At 66.8% G+C, this 25,884-nt stretch carries 27 protein-coding genes; 16 read left to right on the top strand and 11 right to left on the bottom strand.

Annotated features, from left to right (window positions below):
* Nucleotides 1-6: 6 nt before the first annotated feature.
* The 10 genes from J0I99_RS03590 to J0I99_RS03545 all read right to left on the bottom strand — a co-directional run bounded on the left by J0I99_RS03590 (nucleotide 7) and on the right by J0I99_RS03545 (nucleotide 10,555).
* On the bottom strand, nucleotides 7-879 hold the full coding sequence (locus J0I99_RS03590; RefSeq protein WP_291395902.1) for a CheR family methyltransferase: 873 nt from the start codon (nucleotides 877-879) through the stop codon (nucleotides 7-9).
* 147 nt (nucleotides 880-1,026) lie between these two features.
* Entirely contained in the window at nucleotides 1,027-1,479 is a 453-nt protein-coding gene (locus tag J0I99_RS03585) for a chemotaxis protein CheW (protein ID WP_291395899.1), read from the bottom strand.
* Between the two features lie 11 nt (nucleotides 1,480-1,490).
* A complete protein-coding gene (locus J0I99_RS03580; RefSeq protein WP_291395896.1) occupies nucleotides 1,491-3,581 on the bottom strand; it encodes a methyl-accepting chemotaxis protein in 2,091 nt (696 codons plus the stop codon).
* Nucleotides 3,578-4,075, bottom strand: coding sequence for a chemotaxis protein CheW (locus J0I99_RS03575; RefSeq protein WP_291395892.1), 498 nt, complete (start codon nucleotides 4,073-4,075; stop codon nucleotides 3,578-3,580). The genes J0I99_RS03580 and J0I99_RS03575 overlap by 4 nt, the downstream gene beginning before the upstream one ends.
* On the bottom strand, nucleotides 4,072-6,135 hold the full coding sequence (locus tag J0I99_RS03570) for a chemotaxis protein CheA (protein ID WP_291395889.1): 2,064 nt from the start codon (nucleotides 6,133-6,135) through the stop codon (nucleotides 4,072-4,074). Before J0I99_RS03570 ends, J0I99_RS03575 begins: the two co-directional genes overlap by 4 nt.
* The gene (locus J0I99_RS03565) at nucleotides 6,132-6,500 is read right to left on the bottom strand and encodes a response regulator (protein WP_291390455.1); all 369 of its coding nucleotides are present in this window, start codon (nucleotides 6,498-6,500) and stop codon (nucleotides 6,132-6,134) included. The genes J0I99_RS03570 and J0I99_RS03565 overlap by 4 nt, the downstream gene beginning before the upstream one ends.
* Complete coding sequence (locus J0I99_RS03560; RefSeq protein ID WP_291390454.1) at nucleotides 6,497-6,829, bottom strand: STAS domain-containing protein; 333 nt, start codon at nucleotides 6,827-6,829, stop codon at nucleotides 6,497-6,499. Before J0I99_RS03560 ends, J0I99_RS03565 begins: the two co-directional genes overlap by 4 nt.
* Nucleotides 6,830-7,265: 436 nt before the next feature.
* On the bottom strand, nucleotides 7,266-8,303 hold the full coding sequence (locus J0I99_RS03555; RefSeq protein ID WP_291395887.1) for an HD domain-containing phosphohydrolase: 1,038 nt from the start codon (nucleotides 8,301-8,303) through the stop codon (nucleotides 7,266-7,268).
* 259 nt (nucleotides 8,304-8,562) lie between these two features.
* Nucleotides 8,563-9,657, bottom strand: coding sequence for a Gfo/Idh/MocA family oxidoreductase (locus tag J0I99_RS03550; RefSeq protein ID WP_291395885.1), 1,095 nt, complete (start codon nucleotides 9,655-9,657; stop codon nucleotides 8,563-8,565).
* Nucleotides 9,658-9,817: 160 nt separating this feature from the next.
* Nucleotides 9,818-10,555: a GntR family transcriptional regulator gene (locus J0I99_RS03545; protein ID WP_291390450.1), complete on the bottom strand. Its 738-nt coding sequence runs from the start codon at nucleotides 10,553-10,555 to the stop codon at nucleotides 9,818-9,820.
* A 123-nt stretch (nucleotides 10,556-10,678) separates the two neighbouring features.
* Here J0I99_RS03545 and J0I99_RS03540 point away from each other — a divergent pair, with 123 nt between their 5' ends.
* The 12 genes from J0I99_RS03540 (at nucleotide 10,679) to J0I99_RS03485 (ending at nucleotide 21,832) form a co-directional block, all read left to right on the top strand.
* Nucleotides 10,679-11,788, top strand: coding sequence for a branched-chain amino acid ABC transporter substrate-binding protein (locus J0I99_RS03540; protein WP_291390449.1), 1,110 nt, complete (start codon nucleotides 10,679-10,681; stop codon nucleotides 11,786-11,788).
* A 74-nt stretch (nucleotides 11,789-11,862) separates the two neighbouring features.
* The gene (locus J0I99_RS03535; RefSeq protein ID WP_291390447.1) at nucleotides 11,863-12,777 is read left to right on the top strand and encodes a branched-chain amino acid ABC transporter permease; all 915 of its coding nucleotides are present in this window, start codon (nucleotides 11,863-11,865) and stop codon (nucleotides 12,775-12,777) included.
* Entirely contained in the window at nucleotides 12,777-13,748 is a 972-nt protein-coding gene (locus J0I99_RS03530; protein WP_291395883.1) for a branched-chain amino acid ABC transporter permease, read from the top strand. Before J0I99_RS03535 ends, J0I99_RS03530 begins: the two co-directional genes overlap by 1 nt.
* On the top strand, nucleotides 13,745-14,524 hold the full coding sequence (locus J0I99_RS03525) for an ABC transporter ATP-binding protein (protein ID WP_291395881.1): 780 nt from the start codon (nucleotides 13,745-13,747) through the stop codon (nucleotides 14,522-14,524). The genes J0I99_RS03530 and J0I99_RS03525 overlap by 4 nt, the downstream gene beginning before the upstream one ends.
* Nucleotides 14,525-14,528: 4 nt before the next feature.
* Nucleotides 14,529-15,233, top strand: coding sequence for an ABC transporter ATP-binding protein (locus J0I99_RS03520; protein WP_363278494.1), 705 nt, complete (start codon nucleotides 14,529-14,531; stop codon nucleotides 15,231-15,233).
* Between the two features lie 32 nt (nucleotides 15,234-15,265).
* On the top strand, nucleotides 15,266-16,174 hold the full coding sequence (locus J0I99_RS03515) for a dihydrodipicolinate synthase family protein (protein ID WP_291395879.1): 909 nt from the start codon (nucleotides 15,266-15,268) through the stop codon (nucleotides 16,172-16,174).
* Between the two features lies 1 nt (nucleotide 16,175).
* Complete coding sequence (locus J0I99_RS03510) at nucleotides 16,176-17,426, top strand: FAD-binding oxidoreductase (RefSeq protein WP_291395877.1); 1,251 nt, start codon at nucleotides 16,176-16,178, stop codon at nucleotides 17,424-17,426.
* Nucleotides 17,427-17,441: 15 nt separating this feature from the next.
* Nucleotides 17,442-18,443, top strand: coding sequence for a 4-hydroxyproline epimerase (locus J0I99_RS03505; RefSeq protein ID WP_291395875.1), 1,002 nt, complete (start codon nucleotides 17,442-17,444; stop codon nucleotides 18,441-18,443).
* A gap of 12 nt (nucleotides 18,444-18,455) precedes the next feature.
* Nucleotides 18,456-18,680 carry a 4-oxalocrotonate tautomerase family protein gene (locus tag J0I99_RS03500; RefSeq protein ID WP_291393583.1) on the top strand — a complete coding sequence of 75 codons (225 nt, stop codon included), beginning with the start codon at nucleotides 18,456-18,458 and terminating at the stop codon, nucleotides 18,678-18,680.
* Nucleotides 18,677-19,780 carry a cis-3-hydroxy-L-proline dehydratase gene (locus J0I99_RS03495; protein ID WP_291395873.1) on the top strand — a complete coding sequence of 368 codons (1,104 nt, stop codon included), beginning with the start codon at nucleotides 18,677-18,679 and terminating at the stop codon, nucleotides 19,778-19,780. The genes J0I99_RS03500 and J0I99_RS03495 overlap by 4 nt, the downstream gene beginning before the upstream one ends.
* Entirely contained in the window at nucleotides 19,777-20,820 is a 1,044-nt protein-coding gene (locus J0I99_RS03490) for a proline racemase family protein (RefSeq protein ID WP_291395870.1), read from the top strand. The genes J0I99_RS03495 and J0I99_RS03490 overlap by 4 nt, the downstream gene beginning before the upstream one ends.
* Before the next feature lie 4 nt (nucleotides 20,821-20,824).
* Entirely contained in the window at nucleotides 20,825-21,832 is a 1,008-nt protein-coding gene (locus tag J0I99_RS03485; RefSeq protein WP_291393589.1) for an Ldh family oxidoreductase, read from the top strand.
* Nucleotides 21,833-21,886: 54 nt separating this feature from the next.
* Here J0I99_RS03485 and J0I99_RS03480 read toward each other — a convergent pair whose 3' ends face one another.
* Nucleotides 21,887-22,465, bottom strand: coding sequence for a heme-binding protein (locus J0I99_RS03480; RefSeq protein WP_291395868.1), 579 nt, complete (start codon nucleotides 22,463-22,465; stop codon nucleotides 21,887-21,889).
* A gap of 288 nt (nucleotides 22,466-22,753) precedes the next feature.
* On the opposite strand from J0I99_RS03480, the gene J0I99_RS03475 reads away from it, so the two are divergent.
* The 4 genes from J0I99_RS03475 (at nucleotide 22,754) to J0I99_RS03460 (ending at nucleotide 25,811) form a co-directional block, all read left to right on the top strand.
* Nucleotides 22,754-23,470 (top strand): EAL domain-containing protein, encoded by a 717-nt coding sequence (locus J0I99_RS03475; protein ID WP_291393594.1) that lies wholly within the window; start codon nucleotides 22,754-22,756, stop codon nucleotides 23,468-23,470.
* A 115-nt stretch (nucleotides 23,471-23,585) separates the two neighbouring features.
* Entirely contained in the window at nucleotides 23,586-24,548 is a 963-nt protein-coding gene (locus J0I99_RS03470; protein ID WP_291395866.1) for a sensor domain-containing diguanylate cyclase, read from the top strand.
* 111 nt (nucleotides 24,549-24,659) lie between these two features.
* Nucleotides 24,660-25,373: a GTP cyclohydrolase I gene (gene folE, locus J0I99_RS03465; RefSeq protein ID WP_291395864.1), complete on the top strand. Its 714-nt coding sequence runs from the start codon at nucleotides 24,660-24,662 to the stop codon at nucleotides 25,371-25,373.
* 6 nt (nucleotides 25,374-25,379) lie between these two features.
* Nucleotides 25,380-25,811, top strand: a complete 432-nt coding sequence (locus J0I99_RS03460; RefSeq protein WP_291395862.1) for a BLUF domain-containing protein — start codon at nucleotides 25,380-25,382, stop codon at nucleotides 25,809-25,811.
* Nucleotides 25,812-25,884 lie beyond the last annotated feature (73 nt).

Here is a 25,884-nt window from a genome sequence, read left to right as displayed (position 1 = left end):
CGTCCCTCAGAGCTTCTGGAACACGGCGGGCGCCACCTGCCGCACGGCAAGCGAGGTGCCGATCATGGATTCGGAGTGACCGAGGACGAGGTAGCCGCCGGGCCTGAGATGGCCGACAAGGCGGGTGACCACCGCCTCCTGGTCCGATTTCTCGAAATAGATCAGTACGTTGCGCAGGAAGACGATGTCGCAGTCGCGGTCGTAGGGATAGGCCTGGTCCATCAGGTTGAGATGGTCGAAGCGGACGAAGCGGCGCAGCTCGGGAACGATGCGGACCTCGCGGCGGGTGCCGGGGTGGCGGGCATGCATGACGTAGCGCGCCTGCATGTCGGGCGGCACCGGGGCGATCATCTCGGCCGGATAGACGGCGCGACGCCCCTGGGCCAGCACCGTGGTGGAGATGTCGGTGCCGAGGATGGCGAAGCGGAAGGCGCGACCCTGCGCCGCCAGATCGTTCAGCACCATGGCGAGGGTGTAGGCCTCGGCGCCGGTCGAACTGGCAGCGCTCCAGACCTTGAGCAGCGGGTTGCGCTCGGCCCGTCGCGCGAGCAGCGACGGCACCATGTGCTCGACGAGATAGTCGAAGTGCTCGGACTCGCGGAAGAAGTCGGTCTTGTTGGTGGTGACCGCGTTGATGATGTGAACCAGCTCGCGCTCGAGCCCGGCCTTGTTGAACAGCAGGTCGGTATAGGAGGCGAAATCGGGGTGCCCCAGGGCGCGCATGCGCTTGCGCAGCCGGCCTTCGACCATCAGGCGCTTGCCGGGCGGCAGCCTGATGCCCGCCTCGCCCTCGATGAGGCGCGCGATGCGGGCGAAGTCGAGGGCGGCGAGGTGATCCTCGGTCTCCTCCGGCTGGAGCTTCAGGGCGAGGCTAGGCAATTCTGAACCCTTGAACGAGCAATGCGATGGACCGGAGTACCGGGCCGCCAGCTTGATCCCTCCCCACCAGGGGGAGGGAGACGATGGCACCGGAGATGGCGGAAACGCCGCGGACAGGGGCGTGTCCGGTGGGCAGCCTCATGTGGCTCAAGCCGCTTCGGCAACGCCGCCAAGCAGGCGGTCGAGGTCGAGGACGGTGACGAACCGGCCATTGCGACGGCCGATGCCGGCGACGGCGCGGACGCGCCAGTCGCCAGAGACCGAAGGCGGCGGGTCGAGCTCGTCGGCATCGAGCACGGTGACCTCGAAGACGCGATCGGTCCTCAGGCCCAGCGTCATCGGCGCGCTGTCGCCGTTGACGTTGAGCACGACGATGCGGGTGTTCTCGGTGTCCTCGGCCTCGGGCAAGCCGAGGGTCAGCCTGAGATCGAGCACCGGGATGCCCTCGCCGCGCACGTCGGTCATGCCGAGCAGGTTGGCGGGAGCCTGCGGCAGGCGCGCAACCGGCCGCATCTCCAGGATTTCCTGTACCTTCTCCACCGGGGCGGCGAAGATTTCGCCGTCGACCCCCAGCGTCACGAACTGCGCCCGTTCAGTCATGTCATGCCTCCTCAGGCTGCGCCACGGCGGGTGAAGTCGCCGTCGAGCTCGTCGCCGGCATCGTCGATATCGAGGTCGAAGCCGCCGCTGCCGGCAGCCGGCCGGGCGCGCGCCATGTGCGGTGCCTTGGCCATGATCTCGCTGCGCAGCCGCGCCGCCTTGGGCGAGGGCCGGCGCTGCGCCGGAGCCGCGGCGGCCGCGACCTCGCCGCGGGCGGCATCGATGCGGAAGTAGCTGATGGCGTTCTGCAGCTGCCCGGCCTGGCTGGCCAGCTCCTCGGAGGTCGCCGACATCTCCTCGGCCGCCGAGGTGTTCTGCTGGGTCACCTTGTCGAGCTGCTGGATGGCGGTGTTGATCTGGGCCGCGCCGGCATTCTGCTCGCGTGCCCCGGCGGTGATCTCCTCGACCAGCTCGGCGGTCCGCTGGATGTCGGGCACCAGGCGGGTGAGCATTTCGCCGGCCGAGCGGGCCGTCTTCACGGTGGTGTCGGAGAGCGTCGAAATCTCGGCGGCGGCGGCCTGGCTTCGCTCGGCCAGCTTCCTCACCTCGGAGGCGACCACGGCGAAACCGCGGCCATGCTCGCCGGCACGCGCCGCTTCCACCGCGGCGTTGAGGGCGAGCAGGTCGGTCTGGCGGGCGATCTCCTGCACCACCATGATCTTTTCGGCGATCGTCTGCATGGCGACGACGGCATCGTTCACCGCCTCGCCAGAGGCGATGGCATCGGCGGCCGACTGGCGGGCGATCTTCTCGGTCTGGTTGGCGTTGTCCGCCGACTGCTTGATGGTCGCGGCCATCTCTTCCATCGAAGCCGACGCTTCCTCGGTCGAGGAGGCCTGCTCGGTGGCGCCCTGGCTCAGCTGCTCGGCGGTCGCCGACAGCTCCTGGCTGCCGGAGGCAACATGGCGGGCTGCAGCGGTCACCTCGGCGACGACCTCGCGGAGCTTGCGCGCCATCAGGTTGAGGGCGTCGATGACGTCCTTGATTTCGTCGTTCGATTTGACCTTGGCTTCGGCGCTGAGGTCGCCAGCGGCAACCGCGTTGGCGAGGCCGAGGGCGGCGCCGAGCGACCTGGAGATCGAGACGATGATCCACAGCGCGGCGAGAGCGGCGATGATGATCGAGCCGACGAGCAGGCTGAGCAGCAGCACCCGGGCGAAGCCGAACAGACCGTCGTTGGCGGCCACCGAGTTGGCCATGTCGGCGGTCTCGTCGTCGACCAGCGCGCCGAGCGCAGCGATGGCGGCGTCGAGCGCCTGGGCGCCTTCACCGCCGAGCAGCACGCTGGCGTGATCGTCGCCATTCTCGATGGAGATCTGGCGGTACTGATTGACGAGGTCGGTCCACTTGCCGAAGCCGAGCGCAAAGTCCTGCCAGTGCTGGGCGAATTCTGGCTGGATCATGCCCCCGATGCGCTCGATGTCACCCTGAACCTCGGAGAGCTGCTTGTCGACCGCGGCCGACATCTGATCCTGGCGGGCCGGGTCGTCGAAGCTCAACAGCACGTCGAGCGCATGGGCGTTGATGGTGTTCAGGTCATCCTCGACCTCGGCGACGTTGGCGAAGGTCCGCAGCTCGGTGCTGCCCGCCAGGGAATTGGCGTTGATCGCGTCGGTGATCTGCAGCAAGGGGGCGAACATGGCGTCGAACGCAGCGGCGGCATCGCCCTGTGCCAGTGTCCTCGCTCGCACCGACGAGTTCAGCATCGCATACTCGACAATCCTGGCGTCGATCGCCTCGTAGGCATCCCAGGCCGCCGTGAAGGTATCGAGGCGCTTGGCCCCCTCCTCGTCGGTGATGGCGCGCAGCTCGTCCTCGAGCGCCTTGATCTTGGCGTTGCCGGCAGTGATCGCTTCGGCGTGCTTGTTGAGGTCGGCTTCATTGTCGGCCATCACCAGGCTCTTCTCGTTGCCGGCAACCAGCAGCGACTGTTGCCGCATGCCGGTGACCAGTTCGATGCGCTTCACGTTGCCGTTGATGGTGCTGTTGAACGAGTCGTTCATCGCTCCAAGGTTCTGCAGCGCAACAAACATCCCGCCGGCCGACATGGCCACGACGACGCCAAACGTCGCCGCCAACTTTGCCTTGATAGTCAGTCTCACGATGCGGGCCTTTCTTCAGCTGCATTATGCGAGCCGCTCGTGCGGCCCTCGATCTCGAAAATCCGTTGCATGTCCGGGATGATGATGAACTCGCCGCGGCGCTTGCCGATGCCGCGGACGTAGTCGGGTCGCCAGCGCATGCCGACGCGCGGAGCGTCCTCGATGGCGGTCGGCTCGATGTCGGTGACGTCGTAGACCTTGTCGGCGAGGATGCCGACAATGCTCGGCTCGCCTTCGATTTCAGTCTCGATGACAACGATGCGGGTATCCTGGTCGGCTGCCTGCTCCGGCATGCCGAAGGCGACCTTGAGGTTGGCGAGCGGCACGACGCGGCCGCGCACGTTGATCAGGCCGGCCGCGAACGGGCTGGCATTGGGCACGTCGGTGACCGGCACGAGATCGAGGATCTCGCGCACGCTCTCCGCCCTGATGGCGAAGAGCTCGTCGTCGAGGCGCAGGGTGAGGGCGCGCATGGGTTCGGTGAACGCGCTCATGCGGCGGCCCTCCCGGCCTCGGCACGGAACCTCTCCTCATGCGCCTGCCCGAACGAGACGAGGCGGGAGGTATCGAGGATAAGCGCCACGGCGCCATCGCCGAGGATGGTGGCGCCCGAGAAGGTCTCGAGCCCCGCGTGCAGCTTGCTCAGCTGCTTGATGACGGTCTGGTTGTTGCCGATGATCTGATCGACGACGAGACCAACCCGGGCCTCGCCGGAGGAGATGATAACCACCTTCTGGTGGCTATCGGGCTCGCCGGGTGTGTTGAACAGGTCCCGCAAGCGCAGGAACGGAACCAGCGTACCCCGGATATCGAGGAAGTTGCGGCCACGCGAATGGGTCGCGACCTCGGCCGGCAGCTCGACGCATTCCTCGACCGCCGAGAGCGGGATCGAGTAGCGCCCATCGCCGACACGGACCAGCATGCCCTCGACGATGGCGAGAGTGAGCGGCAGGCGCAGGGTCAGCGTGGTGCCCTGGCCCGGCCGGGTCGAGAGCTCGATCTTGCCGCGCAGCCCGTCGATGGTGCGCTTGACCACGTCCATGCCGACGCCGCGACCCGACAACGACGTCACTTCCCTGGCGGTCGAGAAGCCTGGGGCAAAGATCAGCTGGTAGAGGTCCTGGTCGGCGAGGCGAGCCTCGGGGGCGATCAGGCCCTGCTCCTCGGCCCTGCGGCGGATACGTTCGGCATTGAGCCCGGCACCGTCGTCGGTGACCGAGATCGCGACCTCGGCGCCGGCATAGACGGCGGAGAGGCGCACAGTTCCCTTGACCGGCTTGCCGGCCCTTATCCGGGCCTCGGCGTTCTCGAGCCCATGGTCCACGGAGTTGCGGATCAGATGCACGAGGGGATCGGCGAGGCGCTCGATCATGGTCTTGTCGAGCTCGGTCTCCTCGCCGGTGGTGATGAACTCGATGTCCTTGTCGAGCTCGCGGCTCAGGTCGTGCACGAGCCGGCGGAAGCGCGAGAAGATCGAGCCGATCGGCACCATGCGGATGCCCATCGTGGTATCGCGCAGGCCGGAGCTGAGGCGCTCGAGTTCCTCGGCCACTGTCTTGAGGTTTATGTCGGAACTCTGCGTCGCGAGCTGCGACAGGCGGGCCTGGGCGATGACCAGCTCGCCGACCCGGTCCATCAGCTCGTCGAGGCGCTCGGCCGGAACGCGCAGCGAGGTCGAGGCTGCCGCCTCGGGCCTTGGCTCCCTCTGCTCCTTCGGCGCACCGGCGGCCTTGGCCACCGGCACCGCCTCGCCGGCGACAGCGGCCTCCGGCCCGTCGGGGGCCTCGGTCGCCTCGGCGAGGATGTCGAGGATGGTTTCCGCGGCCGGATCCAGCCCGGGGTCGCCGGCGACGGCCAACGGCGCGATCGAAAGCTCCATGCCGTCCTTGAGGAACAGGAACACGTCGTCGAGGGCGGCGGTGGGATCGGCATGGTCGATATCGACCTGCCAGCCGAGGTGGCAGGCCTCGGGGTCGATGACGTCGAGCGTCGGCACGTCGTCGAGCAGCGCGGTGACCTCGGCCGGCCCCAGGTCGGCGATCTCGCCGAGCAGCAGCAGCGGATTGGTGCCGTGCACCAGCGCGTCGCCGGGCAGGGTGAAGCGGACGCGCCAGCGACCGGTCGGCTCAAGCGGCGTATCGGCGGCGGGCGGCGCCCCGGTCATGGGCGCGGCAGGGAAGCTGTCGCTGCCCTCGACGATCCGGCGCAGTGCCGCCAGGATCGGCTCGCCGGCCGCGCCGACGGCCTCGGGCGCCTCGATCAGGGCATGGATGTGGTCCTTGGCGTCGAGGGCCACGGCGACAAGCGCCGGAGTGATCGGCGACAGGCCCTTGCGCACCTTGTCGAAGGCGGTCTCGAACTCGTGCACGAAGGCTGCGACATCGGTGAAACCGAACATCGCGCCCGAACCCTTGATGGTATGCAGGGCGCGGAACACAGCGTTGACGAGGTCGGCATCGGCGGGATCGTGCTCGAGATCGAGCAGACCCTGCTCCAGCTGTTCGAGCAGTTCGCGCGCTTCCTGGCGGAAGGTCTCGGCGGGATCGGAGTTCATGCGCCAGTCACCTTTCTGATCACGCTCAGCAGCTGGTCCTGCTTGAAGGGCTTGACGATCCAGCCGGTGGCGCCGGACTCCCGGGCCTGGCGCTTGAGTTCCTCGTCGGACTCGGTGGTCAGGAGGATGACCGGGATGCCTTTGCCGGCGGGGTGCTGGCGGAACTTCCTGAGGAACTCCAGACCGTTCATCACCGGCATGTTGAGGTCGGTGACGACGGCGTGGACCGTCTCGGTGGTCGCCTTGTTGTACCCCTCGAGCCCGTTGCCGGCCTCGAGCACGCTGAGCCCGGCCCCCTTGAGCGTCATCGCCACCATCTGCCGGATGGAGGCGGAATCGTCGATGGTCAGGATCGTCTTGGTCATGCTGCCTCGCGGGTGATGGTCCAGCAGGAAAGGGATGCGACCTTGGGAACGCCGGCGGGCGTGAACAGGCCCGCCGCCACCAGGGCGCGCGCCACCGGTCCGCCGTCGGGCGCAGCGAGGCTGACCTGCCGGCCGCGGGCTGCGGCGGTCTTCGTCGCCGAGACCAGCAGCTGCAGCGCGGCGATGTCGATGCTGTCGACCGCCTCGGTGCCGATGAAGACGGCCTCGTGGCCGTCGATCGCTTCAATGAGTTGGGTGTGGAGCCCGGAAATCGAGCGCAATGAAAGCTCGCCGCTCAAGGCGAGCGGGCGCGGATAATTTGCGGTCATAGGGTTTATTCTGCCCCGATTGAGTATGCTTCTGCGATACAATTACTCGGGGTGCGCACGCGACCATGCGGACGGCCTGGCGATTGCGCCACGCTGCCCGGTGACAGCCACATGTCCAAATGGACTTGCCGTCGCCCCCCAACGTCACCGATGCTCGGCCAGATAAGTTAAATCTGCATTACTGACGCGCGATATTTGATTGACGCTATCTCATGCAATTGTTGAAAGTATTGTTCGGCAGATTTCCGGTATCCCTGAATCTATTGAGATCCCCACTCGACTCTGGCGTGATTCATGCGCAATCGCCCGCGAGTTACTGACACCGGCCGATGACTCTGATCGCATCCGCATTACTTGACCACAAATGGCAAATGCCGTGTGGGCGGATGAGAGCGCGGGGAACGCGCTGCGGTGACTGCGCAGGACTGAAGCGAACTCAGCCGGCCAGGCGAACCGGGTCAGCGGGCTCGGCGAGCAGCGCCTGGATCCGGGGCCACCTGCTCTCGAACGCGGCGACACAGGCCGGGTCGAAATGCGTGCCGGAGAGCGAGAGGATCTCCCGATAGGCCTCGGCTACGGGCCAGGCCTTCTTGTACGGACGCTCCGAGCAGAGCGCGTCGAACACGTCGGCGATGGCGACGATGCGAGCCTCGAGGGGGATGTCGGCGCCGGACAGGCGATCGGGATAGCCGGTGCCGTCCCAGCGCTCGTGGTGGCTCTGGGTGATGAGTTCGGCGGTACGCACCAATTCCGAGGACCCGTTCTCGAGGATGCGGGCGCCGATGGTGACGTGCTGGCGCATGACGGCCATCTCGTCCGGCGAGAGCTTGCCGGGCTTGCCCAGGATGGCGTCGGCGATGCCGATCTTGCCGATGTCGTGCAGCGGCGCGGCGAGGTAGATCAGCCGGCAGCACTCGGGACTCAGCCCCAGGGCCTCGGCAATGAGCGAGGAGACCTGGGCGACGCGCGACACATGACCGCCGGTGTCGCCATCCCGGTACTCGATGGCGCGGGCGAGGCGCCAGATGATCTCTTCCTCGCGAGCCACCAGGTGGCGGGTCGCCATCTCGACCTCGCGCGCCAACCAGGCAGCGCGATCGGCGAGTTCGATCTGGGCCTGGCGCAGCGCCAGCAGGTTGGTGACGCGCGCCTGCAGTTCGGTCGTATCGAAGGGCTTGTTGACGAAGTCGGTGGCGCCGGCGGCGATGGCCCGCACCCGCAAGGCGGGGGAGTTGTCGGAGGTCACCATGACGATCGGCACGAGGCGATAGGGTTCCTCGGCGCGCAGCCGGCGGGTGACTTCGACGCCGTCCATTTCCGGCATCACGTGATCGACCAGCACCAGGTCGAACTGCGTCATCGCGGCAGCGGCAAGGCCGAGCGAGGGACGCAGGCAAGTGACGATCTCGATGTCGTCGAGCGCCCCGACGACATGGCGGAGGAACGCCAAGCTCGACCTGGAGTCGTCGATCATCAGAACGTGCACATCAATCCCCCGGGAGCTTCTGCTCCTGAACGCATCCAAGCAGCGCCAAGTTAACAGAATGGGAAATGTGATCGGGAGGTGGACGATGCTTTGCGCCGAACTGGTTAGCGATGTATTGGCCCGACTGAAAGCTTCGCGCGGAACCGCAGGCCGCGCGGACATTGAGTGACAGACGATCCCAGCACAGCGAGCCGCGCATGTCCCCGGCCCGCGGCACGCGGCTTGACCAGCCTGCCCCACCTGGCGGTCAGAGCTGGCCGAACGGCAGGTCGTCGCGCATGGGGGCGGGACGGCCGGCAGGATGGGTGAGCTCGATCCGGCTGCCGCTCTCGGCAGACCGCAGGATGGCCTCCATGATCTCGAGCACGTGCAGGCTGAGCTCATGGCTGGCGCGGTGCGGCCGGTTGTCGAGAATGGCCTCGGCCATGTCGGCGAGACCGAGGATGCGGTAGTTGCCGTCGCCATAGAGATGGGTCTGGGGCACCTCGGTCCAGTCGCCCTTCCTGTCGGAGACCTGCACGGCGCCGTCGAAGCGATTGGGATCGGGCACCAGCATCGAGCCGGCGCTGCCATAGATCTCGATGTGGCCGTGGGCGTGCTTCCAGACGTCGAAGCTGGTGGTGATGGTAACGGCAGCGCCGTCGTGGAACTGCAGCAGCGCCGAGATATGGGTGGGCACCTCGACGGCGAAGCTCTCGCCGGCGCGGGGGCCCGAGCCGATGGTGCGGGTGTCGTAGGAGGCCTTGGCGGCGCCGGTCACGCTCCTGACCGGGCCGAGCAGGTTGACGAGGCAGGTGAGATAGTACGGCCCCATGTCGAACATCGGGCCGCCGCCGGCCTTGTAGTAGAAGTCCGGATTGGGGTGCCAGAGCTCGTGGCCGGGGACCATCATGAAGGCGGTACCGGCGAGCGGGGTGCCGATGGCACCGGCGTCGATGGCCTTGCGGGCGGTCTGGTGCGAACCGCCGAGAAAGGTGTCGGGGGCGCAGCCGACGCGCAGGCCTGCCTTTGCCGCCGCCTCGACGAGGCGCAACCCGTCCGCGAATGCGACGGCGAGCGGTTTTTCGGAATAGACATGCTTGCCCGCGGCAATGGCCTTCAGCCCGACCGGCACGTGGTGCTGCGGCGTGGTGAGGTTGAGGACGATGCCGATGCGCGGGTCGGCGAGCAGCTCATCGACGGTGACGGCCTCGATGCCGTAGGTCGCGCCCTTGGCGCGGGCGGCATCCATGTTGATGTCGGCGCAGGCGACAATGCGGATGACGGGAAATTGCGCGGCCGCCTTGAGATAGGCATCCGAGATGTTGCCGGTGCCGATGATGCCGATGCCGACGGGCTGCATGGGGTGTCCTCCTCCTCAGTCCGGCCCGGTCCCCGGGTCCGATAGACGCGAGGATGGTGCATACACCGTTCACGTACCTCACGTCTCCCCCGTTCACGGGGGCGGCAGCGGTGGGCGGCCGTCGCCGCTTGCGCGCTCCTTCCACGCCGCCGCGGGGGCGTCACGGCCAGGTCTTGAGGGACAGGTCGCGGATGCGGTTGGTGGCGATGTAGCGCTGGATCTGCCGGACGATCTGGTCGGCATGCTCGGCCGCGAGGCGGTCGCAGAGCTCGGCGTCCTGCGCCTCGATCGCGGCGACGATCGCATCGTGCTCGTTGACGTACTTGCGCGGCAGATGGTCGTTGAAGCTCTTGTAGTAGTACAGCCTGAGGATGCGCCGCCCCTCGTCGAGCATGCGGGTGAAGAGGCCGGTGAAATAGGGGTTGCCCCCGGCTTCGGCGATGGCGGCATGGAAATCGCGGTTGTGACCGATCATCCCCGGCACGTCGTCGCGCTCGACAGCCTCGGCATAGAGCGCCTGGATGCCCCGCATGGTCTCGAGCTGGCGCTCGGTGCGCCCCCCTGCCGCGAGCCGCGTGGTGACGCGATACATCAGGGTGAGTGCCTCGAAATAGACCGGCAGCTGGCCGAAATCGATGGGCGCGACAATGGTGTTGCGGTTGGGGAGCTGCGTCACCAGGCCTTCGGCGGCCAGCCGCACCAGCGCCTCGCGCACCGGCGTCCGGGACATGTCGAAGCGTTCGGCCAGCGTCACCTCGTCGAGCGGCGCGCCGGGCTCGAGGGTGAGCTCGACGATGGCCTGCTTCAGCGCGTCGTAGACAGTCTGCACGCCCGAGCCCCGAACACGGGTCGCGGCAGGCCGTTCGCCTGGCGTCATCAGGCTGGGTTTGGCGGTCATGTGTCGAACGTCTTCCGACCCCGGCAGTGGGGATTGACCGGATGTTAATGCGGAGTCATCCTTGTCGACAAGATGCATGCAGTATTGCAGCCATGCGTCTGTCAACAGGGAGACAGAACCACCATGCGTAATGTCATGAAGACCGCGGCAGGGCTTGCCCTCGCCATCGTGCTTGGCATGCCTGCAATCGCGCAGGACAAGTTGACTATCGGCATCATGGTGCCGACCACCGGATCGGAAGCCACCTACGGCCAGGACATGGCGAATGCCGTGAACCTCGCTATCGGCGAGATCAATGCTGCCGGCGGCGTGCTGGGCAAGCAGTTGACCTCCACCGTCGGCGATGACGGCTGCGATGCGCAGCTGGCGGTGAACGCGGCGAGCAAGCTGGCGGCGTCCGGCGTCGTCGGCGTGGTCGGCGGCTATTGCTCCGGCGCGACGATCCCGACCCTCAAGATCTATGGCGACGCCAAGATCCCGCTGATCATTCCGGCGGCGAACTCGACCAAGCTGATCCCGGAGAATCCGGGCAACGCCTTCATGATCAACTCCACCGGCAACGACCAGGTGGCCAAGGCGATCGAGTACTTCAACGGCAAGGGCATCAAGTCGATCGCCATCATCAACCAGGGCGACGCCTACTCGCAGGACCTCGCCGACCTCACCAAGAAGAACTGGGAAGCGGCCGGCAACAAGGTCACCAACTTCGAGGTCACCAACAAGGGCGAGCAGGACTATTCCGCGGTCGTGACGGCCATTACCTCGGCCAACCCCGATGCCGTGTTCTGGACCGCCTACTATGCCGATGGCGGCCTGTTGATCCGGCAGCTGCGCGAGCGCGGCTACCAGGGCCTGATCGCGGTGGGTGACGGGTCCAACTCGCCCGAGCTGTTCAAGATCGCCGGTCCTGCGGCCGAGGGCGTGATCGCCTTCTCCAACCCGACCGCCGAGTTCCTGCCCCAGGCCAAGGCCTTTGCCGACGCCTACCAGAAGCAGTTCGGCGCAGCGCCCGGGCCCTATTCGACGCTCAGCTACGACGCGATGAAGCTGCTCGCCTGGGCCATCAACACGGCCGGCACGACCGACTCGGCCAAGGTGATCGAGACGCTGCAGGGCGCCAACTTCACCGACACGATCTCGGGCCCGATCTCGTTCACGCCCGAAAAGACCCTGGCCCGCTCCAACTTCGTGGTGCTGCAGGGCAAGGGCGGCGCCTGGACGCTGGCCCAGTAATCGCCCGATGCAGTCAGGATCGGCGCTCCGGCGCCGATCCATCCAGCGAGATTGGCTGAAAGGCAGGCGAGCCGGTGACCATCTTCGACATCTTCACGAACCAACTGCTGAACGGCATCGTGCTGGGCTCGTTCTATGCGCTGGTGGCGCTGGGCTACACCATGGTGTTCGGCGTGGTGAAGCTGCTGAACTTCGCCCATGGCGAGCTCTACATGGTCGGCGGCTTTGCCGGCTTCCTGCTGCTGTCCTTCCTCGCCCCCTACCTCGGCCCCGGCTGGTTCGGCGTCGCGGTGTCGATGGTGCTGGCGATGATCGCCGTCGGCTTCCTCGGCGTGGTCATCGAGCGCGTCGCCTACGCGCCGATGCTGTCGGCGCCGCGCCTCTCCATCCTCATCACCGCGCTCGCCGTTTCGCTCGTGCTGCAGAACGGCATGCTCACCCTGACCAAGGGGCAGTACGTACCGTTCGGCGCGGCCCTCGGCTTCGGGGGCGTCCGGCTGGGCAGCCTCTTCATCAGCTACAACCAGATGGTGCTGGTCGGCGTCGCCGGCGCGCTGATGCTGGGGCTCGAGCTGTTCGTCTCGCGCACGCAATATGGCCGCGCCATGCGGGCCATCGCGGTCGACAAGGACATGAGCCGGCTGATGGGCATCAACGTCAACGCGGTGATCGCCGTCACGTTCTTCCTCGGCTCGGCGCTGGCCGCCGCCGCCGGCACGATGGCCGGCGCGTATTACGGCTCGCTGTGGTACTTCATGGGCTTCCTGATCGGCCTGAAGGCATTCACCGCAGCGGTGATCGGCGGCATCGGCTCGATCCCGGGCGCCATGCTGGGCGGCCTGATCCTCGGCCTGCTCGAAAGCTTCGGCACGCAACTGCCGGGCGTGGGCAGCGAATGGAAGGACGTGTTCTCGTTCTCGGTGCTGATCCTCGTCCTCGTGTTCAAGCCGACGGGCCTGCTGGGCAAGCCCGAGCAGGAGCGCATGTGATGGCGCAGTTCCCCGAACGACCGAGTCCCTGGGGCGGTCTTGGCGCGATCCTCGACACGCCCGCCAAGCGGTGGACGGCGATCGCCGTGATCCTCGTCGCAATGGCCGCGGCGCCCTTCGTGTTCGGCAGCTACGGCACGGTGATCCTCACCAACGCGCTGCTCTACGTGCTGCTGGCGCTGGGGCTCAACGTCGTCGTCGGCTATGCCGGGCTGCTCGACCTCGGCTTTGCCGCCTTCTTCGCGGTCGGGGCCTACACGGTGGGCATCTCGACGCTGCATTTCGGGCTCAACTTCTGGCTGGCCTTGCCGCTTGCGGTGCTGATCGCGATCATCGCCGGCGTCGTGATCGGGGCGCCGACCCTGCGCCTCAGGTCGGACTACCTCGCCATCGTGACGCTCGGCTTCGGCGAGATCGTCCGCATCACGGCGCGCAACCTGCGCGAGACGGGCGGCGCCAGCGGCCTGATCGGCATCGACTCGCCATGGCTGTTCGGCTGGCACATCCGCACGCCGCTCGACTTCTACTACGTGTTCTGCGTGCTCGTGATCCTTGGCGTCATCGCCTCCGTGCGGCTCGCCAACTCCCGTCTGGGCCGCGCCTGGCTCTACGTCCGGCACGACGAGGATGCGGCCGAGGCGATGGGCATCGACCGGGTGCGGGTCAAGCTTGCCGCCTATATCGTCGGCGCCATCTACGGCTCGATCGGCGGCGCCTTCTTTGCCGCCAATCTCGGGGCAATCTCGCCGGAGAGCTTCTCGTTCCGCCAGTCGGTGCTGATCCTGATGGCCGTGATCCTGGGCGGCATGGGCAAGATCCCGGGCGTCATCCTCGGTGCCTTCATCGTCATTCTCGCCCCCGAGCTGCTGCGCGACTTCGGTGACCTCAGGCTGCTGATCTTCGCCGTGGGCCTGCTGCTGATCATGCTGTTCCGCCCGAGCGGCATCTGGCCGGTGAGGAGCAAGCGATGAGCCTTCTCGAACTCAAGGGCGTCAGCCTCAGCTTTGCCGGATCGCGGGTTCTCGACGCGGTCGATTTCAGCGTGCCGGCAGGCGCCATCGTCAGCCTGATCGGGCCGAACGGAGCGGGCAAGACGTCGCTGTTCAACTGCATCACCGGCTTCTACAAGCCGCAGCAGGGCTCGGTTCGCCTCGACGGCACCGAGACGCTCAGGATGAAGCCGCACCAGGTGACGCGTCTCGGCATCGCCCGCACGTTCCAGAACGTACGGCTGTTCCGCGAGATGAGCGTGCGCGAGAACGTCATGGCCGGGCAGCACTGCCGCACCGGGGCCGGGGTCATCGACGCGATCCTGCGGCTGCCGGCCCAGCGCCGCGAGGAGGCGGCGACGCGGGACTTCGCGGAGGCGTGCCTGCGCTTCGTCGGCATCACCGAGGGCTGGGACCGCGAGGCGACCACCCTGCCCTACGGCTGGCAGCGGCGCGTCGAGATCGCGCGGGCCCTCGCCACGCAGCCCAAGCTGCTGCTGCTCGACGAGCCGGCGGCAGGTCTCACCTCCGGCGAAAAGGAAGAGCTGATCGGGCTGATCGGCCGCATTCGCGACGAGCGCGGCATTGCCGTGCTGCTGATCGAGCACGACACCAGCCTCGTGATGCGCATCTCGGAACGGATCAGCGTCCTCGACCACGGCGTCATGATCGCCGAGGGCACGCCCAGGGAGATCCAGTCCAACCAGAAGGTGATCGAGGCCTATCTCGGTGTCGAGGAGGATGCGCTTGACCTCTGATTTGATCCTCAAGCTCGAGGGCATCGCCAGCGCCTATGGCAAGATCGATGCGGTCAAGGGCATCGACCTCGAGGTGAAGCGCGGGCAGATCGTGACCCTGCTCGGCGCCAACGGCGCGGGCAAGACGACGACGCTCAAGACCATTTCGGGCCTCGTGCGCGCCAAGGCGGGTCGCGTGCTGTTCGAGGGCCAGGACATCACGGCGATGGCGGCGCACGAGATTGCCCGGGCCGGGGTGGTACACGTGCCCGAGGGTCGCCACGTGCTGCGCGGCCTGAGCGTGCGCGAGAACCTCGAGCTCGGCGCCTTCACGGTGAAGGATGCTGCGCTGCGCAAGGAGCGACTCGATCAGGTCTTCGCCCAGTTTCCGATCCTCAAGACGCGCGCCAATTCCGACGGGTCGCTGCTCTCGGGCGGCGAACAGCAGATGCTCGCGATCGGACGCGCCCTCATGCACGGTCCCAAGATCGTGCTGCTCGACGAGCCCTCGATGGGGCTTGCGCCCAAGCTCGTGCTCGAGACGATGAGGATCGTGAAGCGGCTCAACGAGGCCGGCACGACGATCCTGCTCGTCGAGCAGAATGCGCGGCTGGCGCTCAGGCTCGCCCACTACGGCTACGTCCTCGAAAGCGGCGTCATCCGCCTCGAGGGTGAAGCGTCGCAACTCAGCGCCGATCCCTCGATCGTTCAGGCCTACCTCGGCAGCTGATCCCCCGTCCCCCAATCACAGGACTTACGAAAATGACCTCAATCTTTCGCGGCGTGATCCCCGCCCTGATGACCGAAATGAAGCAGGACGGCGCGCTCGACCACGAAGCGACGTCGCGCCATATCGAGAGCTGCCTCGCCGCCGGCGTGAACGGCTTCGTCATGCTCGGCACGCTGGGCGAGAACTCCTCGCTATCGCTGGAGGAGAAGGAAACCGTGGTGCGCAACGCGGTGCAGACCGTGAACGGTCGCGCCCCGATCATTGCCGGCGTGGCCGAGTACACGACGGACCTTGCCATTGCCACCGCCAGGCGCCTTGCGGCAGCCGGCGCCGATGGCCTCATGGCGCTGCCGACCATGGTCTACCAGCAGGACGCGCGCGAGGGCGAACACCACTTCCGCACGTTCGCCCGCAATACCGACCTGCCGATCATGATCTACAACAACCGCCCGGCCTACAAGCTCGACCTGCTGCCGGAGTCGTTCGCGGCGCTGGCGGAGGAAAAGAACATCGTCGCGGTCAAGGAATCGAGCCACGACAGCCGCCGCATCACCGACATGATCAACCTGCTCGGCGACCGCTTCGAGATCGTCTGCGGCGTCGACGACCTGATGCTCGAGAACGTGCTGTTCGGCGCCGTCGGCTGGGTTTCGGGGCTCACCAACTCCTTCCCGCGCGAGAGCGTCGAGATGTTCCGCCTGGCCAAGGCAGGCCGTACCGAGGAAGCGCTGGCGCTGTATCGCTGGTTCATGCCGCTGCTGCACCTCGACGTGGCGGTCAAGCTCGTGCAGTACATCAAGCTGGTCAACCACATGACCGGCGAAGGCAAGGAATGGGTGCGCCCGCCGCGCCTGCCGCTGGTCGGCGAGGAGCGCAAGAAGATCGAGGACATCGTCAACCACGCGCTGGCGACCCGCCCGACGTTTGCAAAGGCAGCCTGAATTGGCCGAATTGACTACCATCGACGTCGCCATCGTCGGCGCCGGCATCGTCGGCGTTTCTACCGCCTTCAAGTTGCAGGAAGCCGGCCGGACGGCCGTGCTGATCGACCGCAAGGGAATCGCCGAGGAGACGAGCCGCGGCAATGCCGGGGCCTTCGCCTTCTCCGACGTGATCCCGCTGGCGACCTCAGGGGTGCTGCGCAAGCTGCCGCGATGGCTAAGCGACCCCCTCGGGCCGCTCACCATCCGGCCCGAATACCTGGCGCAGATCACGCCCTGGATGATGCGCTTCTGGCGCGCGGGCTGGCCCGACCGGGTGGCGGCGAGCCTCAAGGCGCAAAGCGCCATGATGCGCCTCGCCCGCAGCGAGGCGGAGGCGCTGATCGCCAGTGCCGGGCTCGAGGCGATGATCCGCCGCGACGGCGTGCTGGAGTTGCACGAGAGCGAAGAGGAACTGCGCCACACGGCGCGCGATGACGCCGCCAAGGCCGCCGAGGGCATCGAGTTCCGACATGTGCGCGGCGCCGAGCTGGCCGAGTTGCAGCCGGGTCTGTCCCCGCGGATCGTCTGCGCCACCTTCATCCCGAAATGGCAGACCGTCAGCGACCCCTACGACTTCGCGGTCGCGGTCGGCAGGGCGGCACAGGCGCGAGGGGCCAGCTTCCGGCAGGCCGACGTCGCGCAGTTGCGCCCGCTGGACGATGGCGTCAGCATCGAGCTCACCGATGGCACGGCCCTGCGCGCCCGGCAGGTCGTCGTGGCCGGCGGGGCCTGGTCGAAGCACCTGACCGCGCCGCTCGGCGACGATATCCCGCTCGAAACCGAGCGCGGCTACAACACCACCCTGCCCGGCTACAGCTTCGACCTGAAGCGCCAGCTCGTCTTCGGCGGCCACGGCTTCGTCGTCACCCCGCTCGAAAGCGGCATCCGCATCGGCGGCGCCGTGGAGCTCGGCGGCCTGAAGCTGGCGCCGAACTTCAGGCGTGCAGACGCCATGTTGAAGAAGGCGGCGATGTTCATGCCCGGGCTCGTCACCACCGGCGGCAAGCAATGGATGGGCTTCCGGCCATCGCTGCCCGACAGCCTGCCGGCCATCGGCTTCTCGCGCCGCTCGCGCCGCATCGTCTATGCTTTCGGGCATGGCCACCTCGGACTGACCCAGGCGGCCGCCACCGGCAAACTGGTCACCGAACTGCTCAGCGGAGCCCCGTCTTCGCTCGACCTCACCCCTTTCTCGCCGCAACGCTTCTAGGAACGACCCTCCCCCATGTCCCGGCATATCTTCACCTGCATCGACGGCCACACCTGCGGCAATCCCGTCCGCCTCGTCGCCGGCGGCGGCCCGCTGCTGAAGGGCAGCACCATGATGGAGCGGCGCGCCGATTTCCTCGCCAACCATGACTGGATCCGCAAGGGCCTGATGTTCGAGCCGCGCGGCCACGACGTGATGAGCGGCTCGATCCTCTATCCGCCGACGCGCGAGGACTGCGACATCGCGATCCTGTTCATCGAGACCTCGGGCTGCCTGTACATGTGCGGCCACGGCACCATCGGCACCGTGACCATGGCGATCGAGAACGGGCTGATGACCCCGAAGACGCCGGGCGTGGTGAATCTCGACGTGCCCGCCGGCAAGGTGGTGGCCGAGTACACGATGGACGGCGAGTACGTGGACAATGTCCGGCTCACCAACGTGCCGAGCTTCCTCCACTCCACCGATCTCGAGATCGATGCGCCGGGGCTGGGCAAGCTCAGGGTCGACGTTGCCTATGGCGGCAACTTCTACTGCATCGTCGACGCCCAGGAGAACTTCACCGACATCGCCGACGTGAGCGTGGGCGACCTGCTGCGCTGGAGCCCGGCGCTGCGCACGGCGATGAACGAGCGTTACGAGTTCGTGCATCCGGAGAACCACAACATCCGCGGCTGCACCCACATCCTGTGGACCGGCAAGCCGACGAAGGCCGGGAATACCGCCCGCAACGCCGTGTTCTACGGCGACAAGGCGATCGACCGCTCGCCGTGCGGCACCGGCACTTCGGCGCGCATGGCGCAGTGGTACGGTCGCGGCAAGCTCAAGGTCGGCGATGCCTTCAACCACGAGTCGATCATCGGCTCGGTGTTCAACGGCCGTGTCGAGCGCGCGGTGAAGGTCGGCAACTATGACGGCATAGTGCCCTCGATCGCCGGCTGGGCCCGCCAGACCGGTCTCAACACCATCTACATCGACGACCGCGACCCCTTCGCCCACGGCTTCTCACTGGTTTGATGGAGGTCTGCCATGCCCTACGTCAGGGTTGAGATCGCCAAAGGCATTGCCTCGGTCGAGCAGAAGCGCGCCGTCATCCGCGGCATGACCGACGTCCTGGTCAAGGAACTGGGGCGCAACCCCGAATACATCTTCGTGGTGATCGACGAGATCGACACGGACAACTGGGGCAGGAAGGGCCAGTCGCTCACCGAGCTCTGGCAGCAAGCCCAATTGGACAAGGACGAGCCCAGATGAAGATCACGGCCATCAAGGTCTATCAGGTCGACCTGCCCCTCCGTGAGGGTCGCTACAACTGGTCCGGCGGCAACTTCATGGAAGTGTTCGACTCGACCGTGGTCGCGGTCGAGACCGACGCCGGCATCACCGGCTATGCCGAATGCTGCCCGCTCGGATCGGCCTACCTGCCCTCCTACGCCAAGGGCGTGCGGGCCGGCATCGCCGAGATCGGGCCCAAGCTGATCGGCTTCGATCCCACCGACCTGTGGCCGCTCAACCACCACATGGACGCCGTGCTGCGTGGCCACCCTTACGTCAAGGCGCCGATCGACATCGCCTGCTGGGACATCCTGGGCAAGGTGGCCGGGCTGCCGGTCTACAAGCTGCTGGGCGGCGCCGAGCAGGATCGCATCGCGCTCTATCGCGCCATCAGCCAGGAAGACTCGGCCGTCATGGCGCAGAAGATCGCCGGCTACCGGGCCGAGGGCTACACGAAGTTCCAGCTCAAGGTCGGCGGCGACCCCAATGACGATATCCGACGCATCCGCGCCTGCCGCGAAATCCTCGAAGATACCGACATCCTCGTCGCCGACGCCAATACCGGCTGGACCATGGCTGATGCGGCGCGCGTGGTGAACGCCGTCGGCGATCTCGACGTCTATATCGAGCAGCCGTGCATGACCTACGCGGAAAGCGTCTCGATCCGCCGCCGCACTTCCCTGCCCTTTGTGCTCGACGAGAATATCGGCACCGTCGGCGACCTGGTGCAGGGCATCGCCGAGGACGCGTTCGACGTGATCAACCTGAAGATCAGCAAGGTCGGTGGCCTCACCAAGGCGCGCCAGATGCGGGACTTGTGCGTGGCGTCGGGTGTCCCGATGACCATCGAGGACACCTGGGGCGGCGACATCGTCACCGCCACCATCGCGCACCTCGCCCGCTCGACGCCGCAGAGGTTCTGCTTCACCGCCACCGACTTCAACTCGTACGTCACCGTATCGATCGCCGATGGCGCGCCCCGGCGCGAGAACGGCTTCATGAGCGCCAGCGACGCGCCCGGCCTCGGCGTCACGCCGAAATGGGACGTGCTCGGCCAGGCGGTACAGGTCATCCAGTGAGAAGCTCGCGCGCCATACAGATCGTGGGCTGCCACGCCGAAGGCGAGGTGGGCGACGTGATCGTCGGCGGCGTCGCCCCGCCGCCGGGGGAGACGCTGTGGGAGCAGTCCCGCTTCATCGCCCGCGACCAGACGTTGCGCAACTTCGTCCTGAACGAGCCGCGCGGCGGCGTGTTCCGCCACGTCAACCTGCTGGTGCCGCCCAAGGACAAGCGGGCGCAGATGGGCTTCATCATCATGGAGCCCGAGGATACGCCGCCGATGTCGGGGTCGAACTCGATCTGCGTCGCCACCGTGCTGCTCGATACCGGCATCGTGCCGATGACCGAGCCGGAGACGCGGCTGGTGCTCGAGGCGCCGGGAGGCATCGTCGAGGTCGTCGCGCACTGCCGCGACGGCAAGGCGGAGCGGATCACGGTCACCAACGTGCCGAGCTTCGCCGACAGGCTGGACGCCACCCTCGAGGTCGAGGGCGTCGGCACGCTCACCGTCGACACCGCCTATGGCGGCGACAGCTTCGTGATCGCCGATGCGCAGGCGCTCGGGTTCAGGATCGCGCCGGACGAGGCACGCGAGCTCGCCGAGACCGGCATCCGCATCACCCGTGCGGCCAACGAGCAGCTCGGTTTCGCCCATCCGACCAATCCGGACTGGACGCATTTCTCGTTCTGCCAGATCGCCGCGCCGATCGAGCGCCGCGACGGCATGCTGACCGCGGCCAATGCCGTCGCCATCCAGCCCGGCAAGATCGACCGCTCGCCCACCGGCACCGGTGCATCGGCGCGCATGGCGGTGCTGCGGGCCAAGGGTCAGATGCAGGTCGGCGACCGCTATCTGGCCCGCTCGATCATCGGTTCGGAGTTTCTCGGCCGCATCGAGGCCGACACCAGGCTGGGCGGCAGGCCCGCCATCATCCCCTCGATCTCGGGTCGCGCCTGGATCACCGGCAGCCGTACCGAAATGCTCGATCCCACCGACCCCTGGCCGGGTGGCTACCGGCTGTCCGACACCTGGCCTCGCATAGGAACTGGTCCCGCATAGAACAATGATAGTCCGCATCTCCTACGACGAACTCGTGCGCCTGCTGAAGGCGATGTTCCTCAAGCACGCCTGCTCGGAGCAGGTCGCCACGCTGCTGGCCGAGAACATGGCCGGAGCCGAGCGCGACGGCGCCCACAGCCACGGCATCTTCCGCATCAAGGGCAACCTTGCCTCGCTCGAGACCGGCTGGGTGGATGGGAAGGCCGTGCCGGTGCTGGAGGATGTGGCCCCCGGCATGCTGCGCGCCGACGGCCGCAACGGCTTCTCGCTGCCGGTGCTCGAGATGGCGCGCGCGCCGCTGATGCAGAAGGCCCGGGCCAACGGCATCGCGATCCTCAGCGTCCGCAAGGCCCATCATTTCAGCGCCGTCTGGCCCGACATCGAGCCCTTCGCCCGCGAGGGGTTCATCGCCCTCGCCATGATCAACTCGATGGCGAGCGTGGTGCCCTATGGCGGCCACCGCAAGGTCTACGGCACCAACCCGTTCGGCTTCGCCGCGCCACGCGACGGCGCCGACCCGCTGGTGTTCGACCAGGCCTCGAGCGCCATGGCCAACGGTGACGTGCAGATCGCGCGACGGGAAGGCCGGCAGCTGCCGCCCGGAACCGGCGTCGATCGCGACGGCAACCCGACCACCGACCCCGATGCGGTGCTGGAGGGCGGCGCCTTGCTGCCGTTCGGCGGGCACAAGGGCTCGTCGCTCGCCATGATGATGGAAATCATGGGCGCCGCGCTGGCCGGCGGCGACTACTCGTTCGAGATCGACTGGAGCGACTATCCCGGCGCCGCGACGCCGCATGGCGGCCAGACCTACATCGTCATCGATCCGAACCGCGGTGCCGTGAACAGCTTCGCCGATCGGCTCGAGGTGCTGATCGGAGAAATCCATGATGCCGGGCAATCGCGCCTCCCCGGCGACCGCCGCTATGCCAACCGGCGCGAGAGCCTCGCCCGGGGCATCCCCGTCAGCGAAGCGGCCCTGGCGGAACTGCGGCACCTGGCTTCGACCTGAGCTCGAGTTCGGCCGGCAGGTTCCGTCGATCGTCGACGGGGCCGGCCGGTGCCATCACGGCGAAACCGGAACCATCAGCTCGTTGCGCCGCATGAACCATGGCGTCCACGGCGGATCATAGCGGGCCAGCGATGGCTTGCCGGTCGCCGTCAGATTGTGCTCGCGCACGAGCGCCTCAAGTCTTTCGGTCTGCTGCGCGACCCGCGCGTCGCCGGTCAGGCCGGAGAATTTCAGCACCGCCATTCGTACTGGCGGCAAGGACCTGAGCTGCACGCGCTTGTCGTTGGGAGCCGGCAGTTCCGCCATCGTGTACGTGCTCGGCATGGTGAACTGCACCGTCCACCGGCCAGCGCCGCCTTCCAGAGTGACCGGGGCGGTCATGGCGATCCTGCTCCCCTGAGCACGGGACTGGGCATTGGCCGGCGCTTGGGAAACAGGTGCGGTCATGGCAATCCGGCTGTCGCCGGCGTTCCCGCCGAAGATATAGCCAGCCAGAATCCGGAAGCCCTCGTTCGAGGCGGCCTGGCGGTCTCCGCCAACCTCGACCTGGGCGACAACGAGATCGGGATAGTCTCGAACCTCAAAGTCCCCGTCAGCCCTGACAATATTGTACTTGGGTTCCTCGACGGCCATCACGCAACCTCGCAGTATCCACCGACGACATTCATCTCGTGTCGAGAGCGCTCGGTTGCAATGTGCGATCGGCACGGTCGCGCCGGCAAGCCACTGGCAGCCGGGCGCCTGGCCGCGCTGCACCCGAGGCTCTCCGGGGCCTTGTCACGCACAGACTGGCGGGCTTTCGGCTCCAACCGACCGTTAATTCCTGTCCGATAACCTGTGTCAGACTCTTGCGGGAACGACAGATTGACGACCAGATGTGAAGGCTGCCGCGACGGCGCGAAATTCGAAACGCCGTTCTCGATGGCGTTCCAGCCCATCGTTGACGTCGAGACGGGCAGGGTGTTCGCCCACGAGGCTCTCGTTCGTGGAGCGAACGGCGAGGGCGCCCATTCCGTCCTGTCTGCCGTGGATGCATCGAACCGCTACGCTTTCGATCAGCAGTGCCGCGTGCGGGCGATCAATCTTGCGCACTCGCTGGACCTCGCAGCGGACGGAGCCTGCCTGTCGATCAACTTCATGCCGAACGCCGTGTACGAGCCCCGCGCCTGCATCCGGCTTACGCTGGCGGCCGCCTCGGCAGTCGGCTTCCCGACACGCAACATCATCTTCGAATTCACCGAGTCCGAGCGCGTGGAGGCCGACCACCTGCTGGGCATCCTGCGCAGCTACAGGGACATGGGGTTCCTGACGGCCATCGACGACTTCGGGGCAGGTCATGCCGGGCTGAACCTGTTGGCGCAGTTTCAGCCCGACATCGTCAAGCTCGACATGGACCTGATTCGCGGGATCGACACCGACAAGCCCCGGCGCACGATCGTCCGGTCGGTAGCGGGGATGCTGGCGGAACTCGGCGTCCGCACCGTGTGCGAGGGCGTGGAGACTGTCGATGAACTGCAGGCGCTCCGGGATCTCGGGCTGACACTGTTTCAGGGCTATCTGCTGGCCCGACCGAAATTCGAAGGTCTTGCCGATCCGCGCATCCCGGACGGATTTGTGGGATCTCGAGCGGACGGATGACCCGCGGGCTTCCCGCCGCTTTGCACGCAGAAATCCGACCTGATGTTCAGGATCAATTAGCTGCCCCGGCGCTAGCTAGGGATCATCACTCGCATCTGGCTGGGGGCAACGACCGATGGGCACCGACGAGGAAGCGCTGCGCCTCCGGAAGCTGCAGCAGTACAATCTGCTGGACACCCCGCGAGAGGACGCTTTCGACCGCATCACGCGGCTGGTCACGGCGGTGCTGAACGTGCCGATTGCGGCCGTCACGCTGGTGGATCGCGACCGTCAGTGGTTCAAGTCCGAACACGGACTGAACCTTGCCGAGACGCCAAGAGAGCAGTCGTTCTGCGCGCACGCCATGCTGGGCCAGGAACCCATGGTCGTGCGCGACGCCGTTCTTGACCCCCGCTTTGCTTTCAACCCCCTGGTCAGGGGCCGGCCCGACATTCGCTTCTATGTCGGCGTTCCGCTCCGGGCCGCGGACGGCACGCCGTTGGGAGCACTGTGCGGGATCGACACGAGGCCTCGCGACATCGAGCAGCGGGAGCTCGATATCCTGGGTGACCTGGCAAACCTGACCATGGAGCAGCTGGAGTTGCGACTGCTCGCAACCCGCGACGGGCTGACCGGCGCCCTGCGCAGAATACCCTTCCTGGCCTCCGCGGCCCGCGACCTGGCGCTGGCGCAGGGCCAGGGCAACCCGTTGGCCTGCCTCATGATCGACGCGGACAACTTCAAGACCATCAACGACGAATGGGGGCACGCGATCGGCGACGAGGTCCTGGTTCGACTCGTTGCGGCGATTCGTTCGGAACTGAGGCCCGCCGACACGCTGGGACGGTTCGGAGGCGAGGAATTCTGCGTCTTCCTGCCGGATACGGGCCTGGCCGGCGCCCTGCAGCTGGCCGAGAGGGTGCGCAGGGCCGTTGCCGCGATACGACTGCCCCTCGCCGATGGGGAAGTCGGCGTCACGGCAAGCATCGGCGCCGCCGAGATCGAACCGACCGACACCACGCCAGGCGATCTCATTCAGCGGGCCGACGCGGCGCTCTATGATGCGAAGAACCTGGGCAGAAATCGCGTGGCGGCCTGAACGAGCCAGCCCGGACGGTCGATCCCGATCGGTGCGGCGCGAACTGTGAGTTGCGCCGGCGACGGGCAGGCGTCAATGATGTGGCGACACAGACAGGGCAGGCGCTTGGCCATGACTACCTACTCACGCCAGGATGGCGACGAGACCTCGGCGACGGTGATCTCGGACAGGATCCGGGCACGGATCCGGTCGGCCTCGCGGCGCTTCAATGCCAACGACAACATCTCCGAGTTCATCGAGCCGGGCGAGATCGACGCGCTGCTCGAGGAGGTCGCGGGCAAGATGGAGGCGGTGCTGGAAAGCCTGGTGATCGACACCGAGAATGATCACAACACCAACCAGACCGCGCGGCGTGTGGCCAAGATGTACCTTACCGAGGTGTTCAAGGGCCGCTACGAACCGGCGCCGCCAGTCACCGAATTTCCAAATGCCGAGAGCCTCGCCGAGCTGATGATCGTCGGGCCGATCACCGTCCGCAGTGCCTGCAGCCACCATCTGTGTCCGATCATGGGGCGGGTCTGGGTCGGCATTCTGCCCAACGAACACTCGAACCTGATCGGCCTGTCCAAGTATTCCAGGCTGGCCGAGTGGATCATGGGTCGCCCGCAGATCCAGGAGGAGGCGATCAGTCAGCTGGCCGACGTGCTGATGGAAAAGGTCACGCCGAATGGTCTGGCCGTGGTCATGGAGGCCGACCACTTCTGCATGCACTGGCGGGGGGTCAAGGACACCGGGGCCAAGATGATCAACAGCGTCATGCGGGGGGCGTTCCTGAAGGATGCCACCCTGCGGCGCGAATTTCTCTCGCTGATCAGCAAGGAGTAGCCGGCCATGCTCGTAAGGTGCGCCTACGCCAGTCGTTCCGTCGATCCCCTGACCAAGCCCGTGCTCGGAGCCATCCTCGATGTCTCGCGCCAACGCAATCCGGAGGCCGGCATCACCGGTTTCCTGTGCGTCAGCGGCGACATCTTCATCCAGGTGCTGGAGGGTGGCAGGGACGAGGTTTCCGACCTGTTCATCCGGATCGCCACCGATCCGCGCCATACCAATGTGCGACTGCTCGCGTTCGAGGAGATTCCGCAGCGCAAGTTCGGCAGCTGGACCATGGGACAGGTGGACCTCAGGAAGGTCAATGCCAGCCTGCTGCTCAAGTATCACGAGAAGGCCGAACTCGACCCGTTCACCTGCTCGGCCCGAGCCACGATGGCCCTGCTCGACGAACTCGCCTCGACCGCGGCGATACTCGGCAAGCCGTCGGCCTAGGCGCGCCGCCGCTCGTGGCAGCACAGCCGCACTCGTCGTCGCCATCCCTGCGCGTTCGGGGTGAAACTCGGTC

It is taken from the genome of Devosia sp. (assembly GCF_017307495.1).
GTDB lineage: Bacteria > Pseudomonadota > Alphaproteobacteria > Rhizobiales > Devosiaceae > Devosia_A.
The sequence above is the reverse complement of the archived record's forward strand: the minus strand, read 5'-3'. Positions and strand labels throughout refer to the sequence as shown.

Bases quoted from the DNA above. Each gene is read 5' to 3' on its own strand.
- J0I99_RS03530 (WP_291395883.1), top strand. From the start codon at position 12,777: ATGGCGCAGTTCCCCGAACGACCGAGTCCCTGGGGCGGTCTTGGCGCG.
- J0I99_RS03545 (WP_291390450.1), bottom strand. From the start codon at position 10,555: ATGACCGCCAAACCCAGCCTGATGACGCCAGGCGAACGGCCTGCCGCG.
- J0I99_RS03555 (WP_291395887.1), bottom strand. From the start codon at position 8,303: ATGATCGACGACTCCAGGTCGAGCTTGGCGTTCCTCCGCCATGTCGTC.
- J0I99_RS03585 (WP_291395899.1), bottom strand. From the start codon at position 1,479: ATGACTGAACGGGCGCAGTTCGTGACGCTGGGGGTCGACGGCGAAATC.
- J0I99_RS03505 (WP_291395875.1), top strand. From the start codon at position 17,442: ATGTCCCGGCATATCTTCACCTGCATCGACGGCCACACCTGCGGCAAT.
- J0I99_RS03485 (WP_291393589.1), top strand. From the start codon at position 20,825: ATGATAGTCCGCATCTCCTACGACGAACTCGTGCGCCTGCTGAAGGCG.
- J0I99_RS03475 (WP_291393594.1), top strand. From the start codon at position 22,754: ATGGCGTTCCAGCCCATCGTTGACGTCGAGACGGGCAGGGTGTTCGCC.
- J0I99_RS03500 (WP_291393583.1), top strand. From the start codon at position 18,456: ATGCCCTACGTCAGGGTTGAGATCGCCAAAGGCATTGCCTCGGTCGAG.
- J0I99_RS03460 (WP_291395862.1), top strand. From the start codon at position 25,380: ATGCTCGTAAGGTGCGCCTACGCCAGTCGTTCCGTCGATCCCCTGACC.
- J0I99_RS03525 (WP_291395881.1), top strand. From the start codon at position 13,745: ATGAGCCTTCTCGAACTCAAGGGCGTCAGCCTCAGCTTTGCCGGATCG.
- J0I99_RS03515 (WP_291395879.1), top strand. From the start codon at position 15,266: ATGACCTCAATCTTTCGCGGCGTGATCCCCGCCCTGATGACCGAAATG.
- J0I99_RS03565 (WP_291390455.1), bottom strand. From the start codon at position 6,500: ATGACCAAGACGATCCTGACCATCGACGATTCCGCCTCCATCCGGCAG.
- J0I99_RS03575 (WP_291395892.1), bottom strand. From the start codon at position 4,075: ATGAGCGCGTTCACCGAACCCATGCGCGCCCTCACCCTGCGCCTCGAC.
- J0I99_RS03560 (WP_291390454.1), bottom strand. From the start codon at position 6,829: ATGACCGCAAATTATCCGCGCCCGCTCGCCTTGAGCGGCGAGCTTTCA.
- J0I99_RS03480 (WP_291395868.1), bottom strand. From the start codon at position 22,465: ATGGCCGTCGAGGAACCCAAGTACAATATTGTCAGGGCTGACGGGGAC.
- J0I99_RS03570 (WP_291395889.1), bottom strand. From the start codon at position 6,135: ATGAACTCCGATCCCGCCGAGACCTTCCGCCAGGAAGCGCGCGAACTG.
- J0I99_RS03540 (WP_291390449.1), top strand. From the start codon at position 10,679: ATGCGTAATGTCATGAAGACCGCGGCAGGGCTTGCCCTCGCCATCGTG.
- folE (WP_291395864.1), top strand. From the start codon at position 24,660: ATGACTACCTACTCACGCCAGGATGGCGACGAGACCTCGGCGACGGTG.
- J0I99_RS03495 (WP_291395873.1), top strand. From the start codon at position 18,677: ATGAAGATCACGGCCATCAAGGTCTATCAGGTCGACCTGCCCCTCCGT.
- J0I99_RS03470 (WP_291395866.1), top strand. From the start codon at position 23,586: ATGGGCACCGACGAGGAAGCGCTGCGCCTCCGGAAGCTGCAGCAGTAC.
- J0I99_RS03550 (WP_291395885.1), bottom strand. From the start codon at position 9,657: ATGCAGCCCGTCGGCATCGGCATCATCGGCACCGGCAACATCTCGGAT.